General features: G+C 72.4%; 15 protein-coding genes. 7 read left to right on the top strand and 8 right to left on the bottom strand.

Features of this window, described 5'->3' with window-relative positions; translation table 11 throughout:
* Positions 1–23: 23 nt before the first annotated feature.
* Positions 24–2,720: a class IV lanthionine synthetase LanL gene (lanL, locus tag ACGF3A_RS05725; RefSeq protein WP_393726092.1), complete on the top strand. Its 2,697-nt coding sequence runs from the start codon at positions 24–26 to the stop codon at positions 2,718–2,720.
* Here the strand turns inward: lanL and ACGF3A_RS05720 are convergent.
* The 4 genes from ACGF3A_RS05720 to ACGF3A_RS05705 all read right to left on the bottom strand — a co-directional run bounded on the left by ACGF3A_RS05720 (position 2,696) and on the right by ACGF3A_RS05705 (position 6,592).
* Positions 2,696–4,396, bottom strand: coding sequence for a methylmalonyl-CoA mutase (locus tag ACGF3A_RS05720; RefSeq protein WP_393726090.1), 1,701 nt, complete (start codon positions 4,394–4,396; stop codon positions 2,696–2,698). The two genes, lanL and ACGF3A_RS05720, sit on opposite strands and share 25 nt — an antisense overlap.
* Before the next feature lie 72 nt (positions 4,397–4,468).
* Entirely contained in the window at positions 4,469–4,801 is a 333-nt protein-coding gene (locus ACGF3A_RS05715; RefSeq protein ID WP_393726088.1) for a DUF3817 domain-containing protein, read from the bottom strand.
* A gap of 43 nt (positions 4,802–4,844) precedes the next feature.
* Positions 4,845–5,366: a MarR family winged helix-turn-helix transcriptional regulator gene (locus ACGF3A_RS05710; protein WP_393726086.1), complete on the bottom strand. Its 522-nt coding sequence runs from the start codon at positions 5,364–5,366 to the stop codon at positions 4,845–4,847.
* Positions 5,367–5,398: 32 nt separating this feature from the next.
* Positions 5,399–6,592 carry an MFS transporter gene (locus tag ACGF3A_RS05705; protein WP_393726084.1) on the bottom strand — a complete coding sequence of 398 codons (1,194 nt, stop codon included), beginning with the start codon at positions 6,590–6,592 and terminating at the stop codon, positions 5,399–5,401.
* Between the two features lie 85 nt (positions 6,593–6,677).
* Here ACGF3A_RS05705 and ACGF3A_RS05700 point away from each other — a divergent pair, with 85 nt between their 5' ends.
* Complete coding sequence (locus ACGF3A_RS05700) at positions 6,678–7,721, top strand: DUF5937 family protein (protein WP_393726082.1); 1,044 nt, start codon at positions 6,678–6,680, stop codon at positions 7,719–7,721.
* Here ACGF3A_RS05700 and ACGF3A_RS05695 read toward each other — a convergent pair.
* Positions 7,667–7,999 (bottom strand): MTH1187 family thiamine-binding protein, encoded by a 333-nt coding sequence (locus tag ACGF3A_RS05695; protein ID WP_393726080.1) that lies wholly within the window; start codon positions 7,997–7,999, stop codon positions 7,667–7,669. The genes ACGF3A_RS05700 and ACGF3A_RS05695 overlap by 55 nt on opposite strands.
* Positions 7,996–8,373 (bottom strand): DUF3817 domain-containing protein, encoded by a 378-nt coding sequence (locus ACGF3A_RS05690; RefSeq protein ID WP_393726078.1) that lies wholly within the window; start codon positions 8,371–8,373, stop codon positions 7,996–7,998. The genes ACGF3A_RS05695 and ACGF3A_RS05690 overlap by 4 nt, the downstream gene beginning before the upstream one ends.
* 95 nt (positions 8,374–8,468) lie before the next feature.
* Between ACGF3A_RS05690 and ACGF3A_RS05685 the strand changes: the two genes are divergently transcribed.
* From ACGF3A_RS05685 to ACGF3A_RS05670, 4 genes are all read left to right on the top strand, one after another.
* Positions 8,469–9,113 (top strand): AIM24 family protein, encoded by a 645-nt coding sequence (locus ACGF3A_RS05685; RefSeq protein WP_393726076.1) that lies wholly within the window; start codon positions 8,469–8,471, stop codon positions 9,111–9,113.
* On the top strand, positions 9,113–9,763 hold the full coding sequence (locus ACGF3A_RS05680; protein ID WP_393726074.1) for an AIM24 family protein: 651 nt from the start codon (positions 9,113–9,115) through the stop codon (positions 9,761–9,763). Before ACGF3A_RS05685 ends, ACGF3A_RS05680 begins: the two co-directional genes overlap by 1 nt.
* The gene (locus ACGF3A_RS05675) at positions 9,763–10,533 is read left to right on the top strand and encodes an AIM24 family protein (protein ID WP_393726072.1); all 771 of its coding nucleotides are present in this window, start codon (positions 9,763–9,765) and stop codon (positions 10,531–10,533) included. Before ACGF3A_RS05680 ends, ACGF3A_RS05675 begins: the two co-directional genes overlap by 1 nt.
* A gap of 103 nt (positions 10,534–10,636) precedes the next feature.
* Positions 10,637–11,113, top strand: coding sequence for a MarR family winged helix-turn-helix transcriptional regulator (locus ACGF3A_RS05670; protein WP_393726070.1), 477 nt, complete (start codon positions 10,637–10,639; stop codon positions 11,111–11,113).
* An 18-nt stretch (positions 11,114–11,131) separates the two neighbouring features.
* On the opposite strand, the gene ACGF3A_RS05665 is transcribed toward ACGF3A_RS05670, so the two are convergent.
* Together ACGF3A_RS05665 and ACGF3A_RS05660 are read right to left on the bottom strand one after the other, a co-directional pair.
* On the bottom strand, positions 11,132–12,592 hold the full coding sequence (locus tag ACGF3A_RS05665; protein WP_393726068.1) for a sensor histidine kinase: 1,461 nt from the start codon (positions 12,590–12,592) through the stop codon (positions 11,132–11,134).
* Complete coding sequence (locus ACGF3A_RS05660; protein ID WP_393726066.1) at positions 12,585–13,271, bottom strand: response regulator transcription factor; 687 nt, start codon at positions 13,269–13,271, stop codon at positions 12,585–12,587. Before ACGF3A_RS05660 ends, ACGF3A_RS05665 begins: the two co-directional genes overlap by 8 nt.
* Before the next feature lie 123 nt (positions 13,272–13,394).
* On the opposite strand from ACGF3A_RS05660, the gene ACGF3A_RS05655 reads away from it, so the two are divergent.
* Positions 13,395–14,126 (top strand): PepSY domain-containing protein, encoded by a 732-nt coding sequence (locus ACGF3A_RS05655; RefSeq protein ID WP_393726064.1) that lies wholly within the window; start codon positions 13,395–13,397, stop codon positions 14,124–14,126.
* Positions 14,127–14,138: the final 12 nt, after the last annotated feature.

The raw sequence follows: 14,138 nt of genomic DNA, 5'->3' as shown, positions 1-14,138 counted from the left end.
GGGGAATGGCCGGGAGAGGTGCGATGGACCGGACGGACTGGGACGCGGAGACCTTCCTTCGGAGCGCGGTGGACGCACCGCGCGACACCTCGCCGGACACCGGCCATTCACTGCACGCCGACGCGTCCTGGGTGACGGTCGTCCCCACGGGCGTGCCGCTCGCCGAGCACGGCTGGAAGCTGCACGTCTCCACGCGGGCCGCCACGTTCCCGCAGCTCCTGGAGACGGTGGTGCCCGTACTCCTCGCCGAGCGCGTCCACTTCAAGGTGGCCCGCTCCTCCGCCGTCCTCGCCCGGCTCAACCAGGGCCAGGACCAGCCCGCCGCCGTCGGCAAGGCCGTCACCGTCTACCCGGACCCCGGCCAGGTGCGTGAGCTGGGGCTCTCCCTCGCCGCGCTGCTGCGCGGGCACGAGGGCCCGCCGATCCTCAGCGACCGCCGGGTGGCGCCCGACGCGCCCGTCCACTACCGCTACGGCCCCTTCGCCGCCCGCTGGCGCCCGGGCCCCCGCGGCTCCCTCGCGCTGCGCGTCGCCGGACCCGGCGGCGAGCTCTTCGACGGCGCCGCCACGATGGAGTACCGCCGACCCTCCTGGGCCACCGACCCGTTCACCGGCGAGAGCGGCTCCGGCGAGACCGGCACCGGCGACGGCGCGGACGGGACCCCCGCGCCCGAGGTCCTCGGCGAGCGCTACCGCGTCACCCGCGGCATCTACCAGGCGGCGCACGGCAACGTCTTCCGCGCGGTGGACACCGGAACCGGACGGGACGTCGTCGTCAAGCAGGCCCGCGCCTTCGTCGGCGAGGCCGCGGAGGGCAACGATTCGCGGACGCGTATCCGGAACGAGCGCCGCGTGCTGGAGGCCGCGCGCGGCACCGAGGGAATTCCGGAATTCCTCGACCATTTCGCGCACGGCGACGACGAGTTCCTCGTCACCAATGACGCCGGAAGCCGCAATCTCCTCGTCCACGTACGGCTCCACGGCAGCTTCATGCCGCCCCGGCACACCCCGCGGGGAACACCGCCGCCGGAATTCCGCGCGCTGATGACGGACGTCGCCCGCACGCTCACCGCGCTGCACGACAAGGGCGTCGTCATGCGCGACGTCACGCCCCGCAACATCGTGCTCGGCGAGGACCGCGCCGTCCTCATCGACTTCGGCATCGCCGCGCTCGACGGCATCCATCTCCCGGGCGGCACCGCCGGGTTCGCGCCCGCCCGCCAGCTGCGCGACGAGCCGCCGCTCCCCGACGACGACTGCTTCGCGCTGGGCACCACGCTCTTCTACGCCGCCACCGGCATGCTCCCGCCCCTCGGCGTCACCGTCCCAGGCCTCGCCCGCGAGCGGATGCTCCAGGCGCTCACCGCGCTCCACGGGGACCGCCAGGCCGCCTTCACCGCGCTCCTCGCCGACCTGCTCTCCGACGAGCCCGGCACGGCACGCGCCGCGCTGCGCGCCCTCGCGGCGGGCGACCGCTTCACCGGCCCGCAGCCCGCGCCCGTACGGATACCGCTGCCGGGCGAGACGACGGACGTACGCCCCGCCGAGCTGGCCGAACGGGCGCTGGAGACGCTCCTCGGCGCGGTCGAGGAGTACCAGCTGGCGACCCCGCCGAACGCCATCAGCTCCGTCGACGCCAGCGTCTACACCGGCAGCGCGGGCATCGGCCTCGAACTGCTGCACCACCGGCACAAGGCCGGGGTCCCCGAGCTCCTCCCCCGGCTGGCCGCGCACGCCGTCGCCGCCTCCCGCCGGATCGAGCTGGCCCCCGGCCTCTACACCGGCGCCACCGGCATCGGCCTCTTCTGCGCCCTGCTCAGGGACGCCGGGTACGAGGCGCCGCCGCCCCGCGAGGCCGCCGACCCCGAGCCGGGCGACGACATCATGAGCGGCGCCGCCGGGATCGGCCTCGGCCACCTCCACCTGGCCGACCTGGCGGGGGCGCGCGGCGACGACCGTACGGGCTCCGCCGCGCACCTGGACGCGGCACGCGCCTGCGCCGAGCCGTTCCTCGACCCCGGCGCCGTCGGCGAGCTGCGGATGACGGTCTCCGCCGACAGCGGGCTCCCCGAGACCGCGGGCGTCGACCCCGCCTTCGGGTACGCGCACGGGGCCGCGGGGATCGTGGACTTCCTCCTCGCGCTCGCCGTCCGCACCGGCGACGAGCCGATCGCGCACGCCACGCTGCGCCACGCGAAGGCCCTCGCCGGACGCGCCGCCAAGCTCACGGCGGCCTCCGAGGGCCCCTCCGCCGTGCCCATCAGCGCCTCCTGGTGCCAGGGCCTGGCGGGCGCCAGCCGCACCCTGCACCGCGCCGGGCGCCACTTCGACGACCCGGAACTGATCACCTCGGCCCGCGCCGCCGCGTTCGCCTGCGCCGCGTGGGTGCCGCGCATGGAGAACCTCGCGCAGTGCTGCGGCGCGGTCGGCGTCGGCACCGCCCTGCTGGAGATCGGGCACGCCGAGGGCGACGCCCGGCTGTGGGAGGCCGCGCTCGACGTCGCCCAGCACCTGCTGATACGCAGCCCCGAACCCGACGAGGCCCCCGCCTTCATCGCCCTCGACCGCCAGGACGCGCCGCTCTCCTGGGGCATGGGCGTGGCGGGGGTCCTCACGTTCCTGCGCCGCCTCTCGGACCCGACGGGCCCGGACATCCTGCCGGACGTACTGCCACGGGCCGTACTGCCACAGGCGCGTCAGAACACGGGCGGCTCGGTGTAGACGCCCCACTCCTCGCGCAGGACGCCGCAGATCTCGCCGAGCGTCGCCTCCGCGCGTACGGCGTCGAGCATCGGGGCGATCATGTTGCCGGAGCCGCGCGCGGAGGCGACCATCGCGTCCAGCGCGCTCCGCACGGCCGCCTCGTCCCGGCCCTGCTTGCGGCCCGCGAGAGCCTTGACCTGCTCGCGCTCGACCTCGTGGCTGACGCGCAGGATCTCCAGGTCGCCGGTGACCGAGCCGTGGTGGCAGTTGACGCCGACGACCTTCTTCTCGTCCTTCTCCAGCGCCTGCTGGTAGCGGAACGCGGACTCCGCGATCTCGCCCGTGAACCAGCCGTCCTCGATGCCGCGCAGGATGCCGGAGGTGATGGGCCCGATGGGGTGCTCCCCGGTGGGCACGGCCCGCCGTCCCCGCTCCTTGATCTGCTCGAAGATCTTCTCCGCGTCGGCCTCGATGCGGTCGGTGAGCGCCTCCACGTACCACGAGCCGCCGAGCGGGTCCGCGACGTTGGTGACGCCCGTCTCCTCCATCAGCACCTGCTGCGTGCGCAGCGCGATCTCCGCCGCCTGCTCGCTGGGGAGGGCGAGGGTCTCGTCGAGCGCGTTCGTGTGCAGCGAGTTCGTGCCACCGAGCACGGCTGAGAGGGCCTCGACCGCGGTCCGTACGACGTTGTTGTACGGCTGCTGCGCGGTCAGCGAGACGCCCGCCGTCTGCGTGTGGAACCGCAGCCACTGCGCCTTCTCGCTCGTCGCCCCGTACACATCGCGCATCCAGCGCGCCCAGATGCGGCGGGCCGCGCGGAACTTGGCGATCTCCTCGAAGAAGTCCAGGTGCGCGTCGAAGAAGAAGGAGAGGCCCGGCGCGAACGTATCGACGTCGAGACCGCGGCTCAGCCCCAGCTCGACGTACCCGAAGCCGTCCGCGAGCGTGTACGCCAGCTCCTGCGCGGCCGTCGAGCCCGCCTCCCGGATGTGGTACCCGGACACGGAGAGCGGCTTGTACGCGGGAATCCCGCTCGCACAGTGCTCCATCAGGTCACCGATGAGGCGCAGGTGCGGCTCGGGCTGGAAGAGCCACTCCTTCTGCGCGATGTACTCCTTGAAGATGTCCGTCTGCAGCGTCCCGTTGAGCACGGCCGGGTCGATCCCCTGCCGCTCGGCGGCGACGAGATACATGCAGAAGACGGGGACGGCGGGCCCCGAAATCGTCATCGAGGTGGTGACATCCCCCAGCGGGATGTCCTTGAACAGCACCTCCATGTCGGCCGCCGAGTCGATGGCGACCCCGCAGTGCCCGACCTCGCCGAGCGACTTGGGGTCGTCGGAGTCCCGCCCCATCAGCGTCGGCATGTCGAACGCGACGGAGAGCCCGCCACCGCCCGCTTCGAGGATCATCTTGTACCGCTCGTTCGTCTGCTCGGCGTTCCCGAACCCGGCGAACTGGCGGATCGTCCACGTCCGCCCCCGGTAGCCGGTCGGGTACAGCCCCCGCGTGTACGGGAACTCACCGGGCCAGCCGATCCGCTCGAAACCCTCTACGGTGTCGCCCGGCCGCGGCCCGTACACCGGCTCCACGGGATCGCCGCTGAGCGTGGTGAAATCGGCGTCGCGCTTACGGGCGGTGTCGTACCGCTCCTGCCAGCGACGGCGGCCCTGTGCGATGGCGTCAGCATCCATACCCTCGAATTTACTAGGACGTCCAAGTAAATGTCGATGGCAGACGGGGCCGGACGTGTCCGACCCCGGGTCCTACGCCTTGGCGGTCCCGGCCGAAGCCCCCTGAATCAGGGGTTCGACCTCCTTGACGACCTTGCGTTCAACGAAGAAGGCGGCCGTCGGAATGGTGCCGGAGATCAACACCCACAGCAGCTTCCCGAACGGCCACCGGGCCTTCTGGCCCAGGTCGAAGGCGAAGACGAGATAGATGATGAAGAGCACGCCGTGGATCTGGGAGACGACCAGCGTGAGGTCCTCGCCCTTGTCGAAGCCGTACTTGAAGATCATGCAGACGCAGAGGATCAGCAGCATCACGGCGGTGACGTAGGCCATTACCCGGTAGCGGGTCAGCACGCTCGGTTTCATGGTTCGAGCGTAACCATCCACTGGGGGCGATCTTCGGGCGCCCCTACCCCTCGTCACCCGGATCTGTAAAGTCCCCGGCGCCCGTCCGCAGGGGGCGGAGGAGGGTGAAGATCTCGTTCAGGTCGCCGTCGTCGTAGACGCTGAGGCCGAAGTCCATGGCCATGAGGTCGCGGGTCGCGGCCTCGCAGACCTCGCGGCCCTTGTCGGTGATCGAGGCGAGCGTGCCGCGCCCGTCGTTGGGGTTGGGGCGCTTGTCGACGAGGCCGGACTTCTGGAGGCGGTCGACGGTGTTCGTGACGGACGTCGGGTGGACCATCAGCCGCTCGCCGATCTTCGACATCGGGAGTTCGCCGGACTTCGAGAAGGTGAGCAGCACCAGCGCCTCGTACCGCGCGAACGTCAGCTCGTACGGCTTGACGACCGCGTCCACCTCGGAGAGCAGGATCTGCTGGGCCCGCATGATCGAGGTGATCGCGGCCATGGACGGCACGGATCCCCATCGCTGCTTCCAGTGGTCGTCGGCGCGGGCGATCGGGTCGAACGGCAGACTGAGCGGTTTCGGCACGCGCCCGACCCTACCGGCCAGTTGTGCGGCGGCTAAAGGCGTCTCACACACCGGGCCACGGCGAGGACGCACACCGTGCCCGCCGCGCCCGTGAGGGTGAGTGCCAGGTGCGGGGGCAGGGCTTCGGCGGCGAGGCCGCCGAGGGCCATGCCGAGGCCCTGGGAGCTCATCAGGCCCGCCGTCATCAGGGTCATCGCGCGTCCGCGCCGTTCCTCGGGGACGGCGTCGTAGAACCAGCGGTCGAGGCCGAGGGTGTAGGCGAGCGCCGTGCCGGAGAGCGCGAGGAGGGCGAGGGCGGGGACCAGGGCGGGGCGGGCGGCGAAGAGGAGGAAGGGGAGGGGGAGGCAGCAGGCGAGGGGGAGGACCAGGCGTTCGCGGGTCTTGGGGCCGAGGAAGGTGCCTGTCGCCAGTTCGCCCGCTACCGCGCCGACCGGCGCCGCCGCCATCAGGAGGCCGACGCCCTCGGGCCCGGCGCCGAGCGCGTCGGCGTAGGGCGCGGCCAGGCCCTCGGGGACGACGGCGAAGGCGGGCGGCACCCAGCACAGCAGGAGCAGGGCGCGGATGCGGCGGTCGGCGAGGAGGCGGAGGGTGCCGCCCCGTTCGGCGCGGGCCCCGACATCGCGGCCGGGGCTCACGAGCGCGGGGCGCAGTCTCGTTCCGGCCTGGAGGATCAGCGCGGAGCCGAGGAACCCGGCGACGGTGATCACCAGGGCGCCGCGCGGCGGGACGAGGAGGAGCAGGAACCCGGTGAGCCCGTTCCCGACGACCTGCGCGCTCTGCGCGACGAGGCGGAGCAGCGAGCGGCCGAGGACGAAGGCGTCGCCGTCCAGGATCGCCCCGAGGCTCGCGGTCCGTACGCCCGAGAAGAGGGGCTGGACGAACGCCGAGGCCGCGCGGAGTGCCAGCAGGACCGGCACGGGGGTGCCCGGGACCAGCATGCCCAGGACGCAGCCGGCGCAGATCAGGTCGCAGGCGACGAGGACCCGGCGCGCGCGGAATCGGTCGGCCAGCGGGGCCAGCACCACGCCGCCCGCCGCGTGCGGCAGGAAACCGAGCGCGAAGGTGAGGGCGGCGAGGAAGGGGGAGTCGGTGTCGGCGTAGACGAGGACGGGGAGGGCGACCGCCGAGACGACGGTGCCGAGGAGGGAGAGGGTGTGCGCCGCGAACATCGCGCGGAACTCGCCGACGCGGAACAGGGAGAGGTAGCCGGTCCGGGTGCTGGGCATGCGCCGCACCCTCGGCCGGGCGCGCGCCGCGTGCCTAGACTTTCGGGCCCAGCCGAATCCACCGGGGACGGAGGCAGGGACCGCCGTGTCGTTCCAGATCCGCTTCGGGCCCGAGGACCCGCTCAACTGCCGGTTCGCGGTGTCCCCTTCGTGGGAGACGCAGGCGGCGGTGCGGCTGCTGAACCGGCCGTCGCGGTGGACGTCCGTCTTCCGGCCCTGGCTGCGCGCCAGCCTGCCGCTCGTACGGGGCCTGGGGCTGGAGCCCCTGTGGCTGCTGATGCCCCGGCGCGGCTACACGCCGGACTTCCTGGCGTCCGCGCCGGAGGGTCCCGGCACGACGTTCGCGCGGGAGATGGCGGGGGTCCGCGCGACGGTCCCCGAGCGCGCGGCGCGGGAGATCGAGCGGGCGCTGGCGAGCACGCCGGGCGCCGCCGGGAGCGCGCTGGGCCGGGAGCTGCTCGCCGACCCGGCCGCCGCCGTGGAGACGCTGGCGGCGGCGAAGGAGCGGGCGTGGGCGGCGCTGGTGGAGCCGCACTGGCCGCGGCTGCGCACGCTGCTGGAGGCCGACGTCGCCTTCCACTCGCGGCGGCTGGCGGACGGCGGGCTGGCCCGGCTCTTCTCGGAGCTGCACCCGCGGGTGACGTGGCGCGAGGGCGCGCTGCACATAGAACGGCCGTCCCGGCACGTACGGGAGCTGCGCGGCGGGGAGGGGGTGACGCTGATGCCGAGCGTCTTCGCGTGGCCCGAGGTGACATCCGGGTTCGAGCCGCCGTTCCCCGCGGCTCTGGTCTACCCCGCGCGCGGCATCGGCGGGCTGTGGGCCCCGCCCGCCTCCTCGGGGCGTCCGCCGGAGGCGCTGGTCACGCTGCTGGGCGCGAACCGGGCCGCCGTGCTCGCGGCGCTCGACGAGCCCGCCGCGACGACGGCGCTCGCCGCGCGGCTGGGCCTCGCGGCGTCCTCGGTCTCGGCGCACCTGTCGGCGCTGCGCGGTGCGGGGCTGCTCACCTCGTACCGCGTGCGCCGTCAGGTGCTGTACGAGCGGACGCCGCTCGGCATCGCGCTCGCGGCCGGGGATCAGCCCTCGGCGGAGCCCGCCGCGGAGCCCTCAGCGGAGCCCTCGGACAGGTGACGTTCGACCGTCTCGACCTTGGCCGTCAGGCCGTCCGTCACGCCGGGGCGGATGTCGGCCTTGAGGACGAGGGAGACGCGGGGCGCGCGGGCCTCGACGGCGGCGACGGCACGCCGTACGACGTCCATGCACTCCTCCCAGTCGCCCTCCAGGGACGTGAACATCGCGTCCGTACGGTGCGGCAGTCCGGACTCGCGGACGACCCGCACCGCGTCGGCGACGTACTCCCCCACGTCCTCGCCGACGCCGAGCGGGGTCACGGAGAACGCGACGATCATGAGGCGGCGACGCCGTCCTGCTCCTTGCGGGCGCGCATCGCGATGACGCCCGCGTCCTCCTCCTTGCGCAGCATCCTGTCCGCGAAGAAGCCGCCGGTCGGCAGGACCGAGAGCACGAAGTAGAGCGCGGCGCGGCCGAAGGGCCACTTGATGCGGTTCCAGGCGTCGGCCCAGAAGATCACGTACAGGATGAAGAGGACGCCGTGGATGGCGCCCATCACCGGTACGGCGTTGAAGTCCGTGGTGCGCTTGAGCACCGAGCAGACCAGGAGGAGAAGGAACGAGATCGCCTCGGGGACAGAGCTCAGACGGAGGCGGCGCAGGGCGGAGACCGCCTTCGGCGGCAGGCCGCTCGGAGTTTCCAGTATGGCCACGGCGTGTCCTCGGAATCGTTTGTGAAGGGGTGCACAAGCTCCGCACATTGTGGCAGCCCTGATGTCGATCACAGCGCTCAGGGTAGGTTCGCACCGTGGCTCAGTTCCGACTCGAAGGCACCAAGGTGCTCGCCGTCCAGCTCAGCGGCGGCGGTGACGCGGTCAAGGCGAAGAACGGCTCGATGGTCGCGTACGACGGCCAGATGGCGTTCAAGAAGATGTCCGGCGGGGGCGAGGGCGTGCGCGGCATGGTCACCCGGCGCCTCACCGGCGAGCAGATGACGGTCATGGAGGTGAAGGGGCAGGGGACCTGCTACTTCGCGGACCGGGCCAGCGACATCAGCCTGGTCCGGCTGAACGGCGAGAAGCTGCACGTCGAGGCGAGCAATCTGCTGTGCGCCGACTCCTCGCTGCGCACGGGCACGACGTTCACGGGGCTGCGCGGCGCCTCGCAGGGCAACGGGCTCTTCACGACGTCCGTCGAGGGCACGGGCCAGGCGGCCCTGATGTCCGACGGCCCCGCCGTGCTGCTGCGCGTGTCCCAGGGGATGCCGCTCCAGGTGGATCCGGGCGCGTACATCGCGCACCAGGGCAATCTGAACCAGAGCTTCCAGTCCGGGGTGAACTTCCGGACGCTGATGGGCGAGGGCTCGGGCGAGGCGTTCCAGATCCGCTTCGAGGGCGAGGGGCTGGTCTACGTGCAGCCGAGCGAGCGGAACACCATCGGGGGTGACGTCTGATGCCCTTCAGGGAGATCAACTCGAAGCTGGTCGAGGCCCAGGTGATCCCGGGGCAGCGGATGTTCAGCCAGCGCGGCGCGATGGTGGCGTACACGGGCGAGGTCAGCTTCGCGCCGAACATGCAGGGCGGCCAGGGCGGCCTGATGTCGATGATCGGCCGCCGGGTGGCGAACGAGGCGACGCCGCTGATGACCGTGGAGGGCCAGGGCACGGTCCTCTTCGGTCACGGCGGCCACCACGTCGAGGTCGTGAACCTGGACGGGGACACGCTCTGCGTCGAGGCCGACCGGCTCCTCGCGTTCGACGGCAGCCTGGAGCAGGGCACCCTCTTCCTCGGCTCCGACGGCGGCGTGATGGGCATGGTGCGGGGCCAGGTCAGCGGCCAGGGCCTGTTCACCACGACGCTCAAGGGCAAGGGCGCGGTGGCGGTGATGGCGCACGGCGGCATCCTCCAGCTCCCGATCACCCCCGACCGCCCGGTCCACGTCGACCCGCAGGCGTACGTCGCGCACTACGGCGACGTCCGCAACAAGCTCTCCACGGCGCTGGGCTGGCGGGACATGGTCGGGCGCGGCTCGGGCGAGGCGTTCCAGCTCGAACTCTCGGGGAACGGCGCGGTGTTCGTACAGGCGAGTGAGGAGAAGCTCTGATGACCGCTCCGGAGATCTTCGACGTCCGGTCGCTCCCGTCGAACGACAACGTGAATCCGTACACGTTCAGCGTGGACCTGAACGGCCAGTGGTTCCTGCAGAAGGGGAAGATGATCGCCTACTACGGGCAGATCGACTTCCAGGGCATCGGCCACGGCCGCCTCGACCGGCTGATCGCCTCCAGCTTCCACTCGCCGCTGCACGCCGCCGACTGGGTCGTCGCCGAGGGCCACGGCAAGCTGCTGCTCGCCGACCGCGCCTTCGACGTGAACTCCTACGACCTGGAGGACGGCAACCTCACCGTCCGCTCCGGCAATCTGCTGGCGTACGAGCCCTCGCTCGCGCTGAAGCAGTCGATCATCCCGGGCTTCCTCACGCTGATCGGCACGGGCAAGTTCGTCGCGGCGTCCAACGGCGCGGTGCACTTCGTCGAGCCGCCGGTGCGCGTGGACCCGCAGGCGCTGGTGGGCTGGGCGGACTGCCCCTCGCCCTGCCACCACTACGACCACGGGTACATGAAGGGCGTGCTGGGCGGGATCCGCGCGATGACGGGGATCGGCGGCGCCTCCGGCGAGGAGCACCAGTTCGAGTTCGTCGGGGCGGGGACCGTACTGATCCAGTCGACCGAGACGCTGATGGCCGAGCGGGAGACGGGCGGGGTCCCGCAGCAGGCGGGTGTGCCCGGCGGCGGGCAGGGGCAGCAGGGCGGCCAGCAGACGCCGCAGCTCCCGGGCCAGCTCGGCAGCCTGCAGCGCCGGTTCGGCCTCTGAGGCCCCGGACATCCGGCGCCTTGACGCGATCCTGACTCGTACGGTGACTCGAAGACCACACCGCGTGAGCACGCGTGTACGAGCGTAGGTAGAGTCTCACGGTATGGACACCGATGACGGCACCCGCTGGCTCACCGAGGACGAGCAGCGCTCCTGGCGGACGCACCTGGAGGTCAGCCGCCTGCTCATGTACCAGCTGGAGCGGGACCTCCAGCCCTTCGGCCTGACGCTCAACGACTACGAGATCCTGGTGAACCTCTCCGAGTCGGAGGACCTCCGGATGCGGATGAGCGACCTCGCCACCGCCACGCTCCAGTCCAAGAGCCGTCTCTCGCACCAGATCACCCGCATGGAGAAGGCGGGCCTGGTGCGCCGCGAGAGCTGCGAGTCGGACAAGCGGGGGCTGTTCGCCGTGCTGACCGAGCAGGGCTGGGAGACCATGCGCGAGGTCGCCCCGCACCATGTCACCTCCGTGCGGCGCCACTTCATCGACCAGCTCTCCCCCGCCGACCTCTCCCGCTACCAGAGCATGCTGCGCCCGGTCGTGGAGAAGCTGCGCAGTGAACGGGGCCGTGTCTGAGAAGGGCCCAGCAGCCTCTCAGCCGCCCGCGAGGGGCAGTCGGAGAACGAAGAGGGCGCCGTCGAGGTCCGGCGAGGCGCTCACCGTGAGCGAGCCGCCGTGGCGTTCGGCCACGTCGCGGGCGATGGCGAGGCCGAGTCCGGCCCCGCCGTCGTCACGGCTGCGGGCACCGTCGAGGCGGACGAAGCGCTCGAAGATCCGCTCGCGTTCCTCCTCCGGTACGCCGTCCCCGTCGTCCGCGACCTCCAGCACGAGCCCGTCGGCCCCGGTCCGCAGGGCGACGGTGACCTCGCCCTCGGCGTGGCGCTGCGCGTTGTCCAGCAGATTGCCGAGGACCCGCTTCAACTGGCCCCGCGAGCCCCGTACCTCCCCGTCGGCGAGCGGGTCGAGGACGCGCACCGGGTGGCGGTCGCCGACGCGCTGGGCTGTCTCCTCCCGTACGAGCGCGGCGAGCGAGACGCGCGCGTCGGCGGGGCGTTCGCCCGCGTCGAGCCGGGCGAGGAGCAGCAGGTCGGCGGCGAGGTCCTGGAGGCGGACGGTGTCCTCCACCGCGCCGTCCACGTCGAGGAGTTCGGGGTGCGCGGCGGCGACCTCCAGCTGGGTGCGGAGCGAGGCGATGGGGCTGCGCAGCTCGTGCGAGGCGTCCGCGACGAAGCGGCGCTGCCGCTCGACGGAGCCCTCCAGCGCGGCCAGCGTCTCGTTGGTCGTACGGGCGAGGCGGGCGATCTCGTCGCGCGAGTCCGGCTCGGGCACGCGGCGCGCGAGGTCCGTGCTGGCGGTGATCGCGCTCATCTCGCGCCGGATGCCCTCGACGGGCCGCAGCGCGCGCCGCGTGACCAGCCAGGTGACCCCGGCGACGACCACGAGCAGCACGGGCAGCCCGATCAGCATCGAGCGCGTGACGGAGGAGACGGCCTGCTCCTGGTCGTGCAGCGAGGCGCCCGCGTAGACGGTGACGGGCGTGCCGTCGCGGGTGACGGACTGCGCGGCGGCGACGCGGAAGTCCTGGTGGCCGACGATGTCGTCCTTGTCGTACGTCACCTCGCCGTCGTCGTCGACGGGGAAGGTGAGCTGCTCGGTCGAGGTGTCGGTGTCGACCTCGGGGCCGTCTTCCTCGTCCGCGTCCGACTCGTCGTCGCCCTCCTCGTCCGCGTCCTTCTTCTTGTCCGGCCGGTCGAAGTCGGCGACGGGGCCGCGCCCTTCGAGGTGGTCGCTGGCGCCCAGCACCCGGCCGTACCCGTCCACGATCTGCGTGGGCCCGTCCCCGTCGAGCGCGTCCACCTCCTTGGCCTTCGCGGCCTCGACGTCCGTGACCTGCGCTGCGGCCTCGCGGGCCGTGGCCTCGGCCTTCAGCTTCGCGTTGTCCGCGAGCCCGCCGCGCAGCGCGGCCACGACCAGGAACCCGGCGGCGACCAGCGCGAGGGCGACGACCAGGGTCGCGCCGAGCGCGGCGCGCGTCCGGACGGAGCCCTTACGCACGGGAGCCGCCCCCGGGACCGTCCGCGTCCACCAGCCGGTACCCGGCGCCCCGTACGGTCGTGATCCAGCCCGCGCCGAGCTTGCGGCGCAGGGCGCTGACGTAGACCTCGACGATGTTCACGTCGCCCTCGTAGGCGAAGTCCCAGACGTGCTCCAGGATCTCGGACTTGGAGACGACCTCGCCGCCGCGCACCGCGAGGTACTCCAGCACGGCGAACTCCTTGGCCGTCAGCTCGGCCTCCCGCTCCCCCACGGTCACCCGCTGGGTGCCGGGCTCGACGGTCAGCTCGCCCACGCGCAGCGCGGTCTTCGCGCCGCGCGTCCGGCGGCGCAGCAGGGCGCGCACGCGGGCGAGCAGGACGACGTACGAGAAGGGCTTGGTCAGATAGTCGTCGGCGCCGGTGTCCAGGCCCTCGGCCTCGTCGTACTCCCCGTCCTTGGCGGTGAGCATCAGCACGGGCGTCTCGTCCCCGGCGGCGCGCAGGGCCCCGCACACGCGGTAGCCGTTCATGCCCGGAAGCATGATGTCGAGGACGATCAGGTCGTACTCGCCCTCGGAGGCGCGGTGCAGCCCCTCGGTGCCGTCGTGCACGACGTCCACGGCGAAGCCCTCGGCCTCCAGGCCCTTCGCGAGCGACAGGGCCAGTCGCCGCTCGTCCTCCACGATCAGCAAGCGCATGGGCCCAGCCTGCCAAATCGCGGCTGAAGAGGGCTTCAGGTAGCTTCAGCTTACGTTCAGCAACGGCGCGCCACCGTGGAGTCATCGCAAGGCAGAGAGCGACAGATCCAAGGAGACGAAGTCATGAAGCGCAAGGTCATCATCGCCACCGTGGCAGCCGCGGCCCTGATCGGCGGAGGCACGGCGACGGCCGTGGGAGTCTCCGGCGGCAGCGGCGACGACGCGAAGCCCCTCCCCCAGTCGCAGTCCCAGGTCCGCCTCTCGGACGACGACGACCGGGGCGACCACGACGACGACCTCGACTCCGACGACCGCGACGGCCGGGACCACGACGACCGGGACGACGACGGCCGCGACGACGACGGCTCCGACAAGGCCGACCGCGACGAGAGCAGCGGGAACGCCGCCGTCTCCGCGGACGAGGCCCACGAGCGGGTCCTGAAGGCCGTGCCCGGCACGGTGACCGAGCTGGAGCTCGACACCGACGACAACCGGCTGACCTGGGAGGCCGACGTGCTCGGCAAGAACGGCACGTGGCACAAGGTCGAGCTGGACGCGGGCAACGGCAAGGTGCTGCGCCAGAGCGACGACCGTGACGACAAGGGCGGCTCCGAGGCCCGTACGGCCACGGTGAGCGCCTCCGAGGCCGCCCAGAAGGCCGCCTCGTCCACGAACGGCTCAGTGACCTCCATCGACCTGGAGCGCGGCCACTGGGAGATCGACTCCGTCGACAAGAAGGGCGTGGAGCACGAGGTCTCCGTGGACGCCAAGACGGGCAAGGTCACCCAGCAGCAGTCGGACCACGACGACGACCACGACAGCGACGCGGACGACGACGACCACGACGACGACTGACGCCGCCGCCGT

Source organism: Streptomyces sp. NPDC048172 (assembly GCF_043202595.1).
Classification (GTDB): domain Bacteria; phylum Actinomycetota; class Actinomycetes; order Streptomycetales; family Streptomycetaceae; genus Streptomyces.
This window is presented reverse-complemented; position numbering and strand designations above follow the sequence as displayed.

What these genes read in the sequence shown, in the direction of transcription:
- lanL (WP_393726092.1), top strand. Translation starts at nt 24, where the DNA reads ATGGACCGGACGGACTGGGACGCGGAGACCTTCCTTCGGAGCGCGGTG.
- ACGF3A_RS05720 (WP_393726090.1), bottom strand. Translation starts at nt 4,396, where the DNA reads ATGGATGCTGACGCCATCGCACAGGGCCGCCGTCGCTGGCAGGAGCGG.
- ACGF3A_RS05715 (WP_393726088.1), bottom strand. Translation starts at nt 4,801, where the DNA reads ATGAAACCGAGCGTGCTGACCCGCTACCGGGTAATGGCCTACGTCACC.
- ACGF3A_RS05705 (WP_393726084.1), bottom strand. Translation starts at nt 6,592, where the DNA reads ATGCCCAGCACCCGGACCGGCTACCTCTCCCTGTTCCGCGTCGGCGAG.
- ACGF3A_RS05695 (WP_393726080.1), bottom strand. Translation starts at nt 7,999, where the DNA reads ATGATCGTCGCGTTCTCCGTGACCCCGCTCGGCGTCGGCGAGGACGTG.
- ACGF3A_RS05680 (WP_393726074.1), top strand. Translation starts at nt 9,113, where the DNA reads ATGCCCTTCAGGGAGATCAACTCGAAGCTGGTCGAGGCCCAGGTGATC.
- ACGF3A_RS05675 (WP_393726072.1), top strand. Translation starts at nt 9,763, where the DNA reads ATGACCGCTCCGGAGATCTTCGACGTCCGGTCGCTCCCGTCGAACGAC.
- ACGF3A_RS05670 (WP_393726070.1), top strand. Translation starts at nt 10,637, where the DNA reads ATGGACACCGATGACGGCACCCGCTGGCTCACCGAGGACGAGCAGCGC.
- ACGF3A_RS05660 (WP_393726066.1), bottom strand. Translation starts at nt 13,271, where the DNA reads ATGCGCTTGCTGATCGTGGAGGACGAGCGGCGACTGGCCCTGTCGCTC.
- ACGF3A_RS05655 (WP_393726064.1), top strand. Translation starts at nt 13,395, where the DNA reads ATGAAGCGCAAGGTCATCATCGCCACCGTGGCAGCCGCGGCCCTGATC.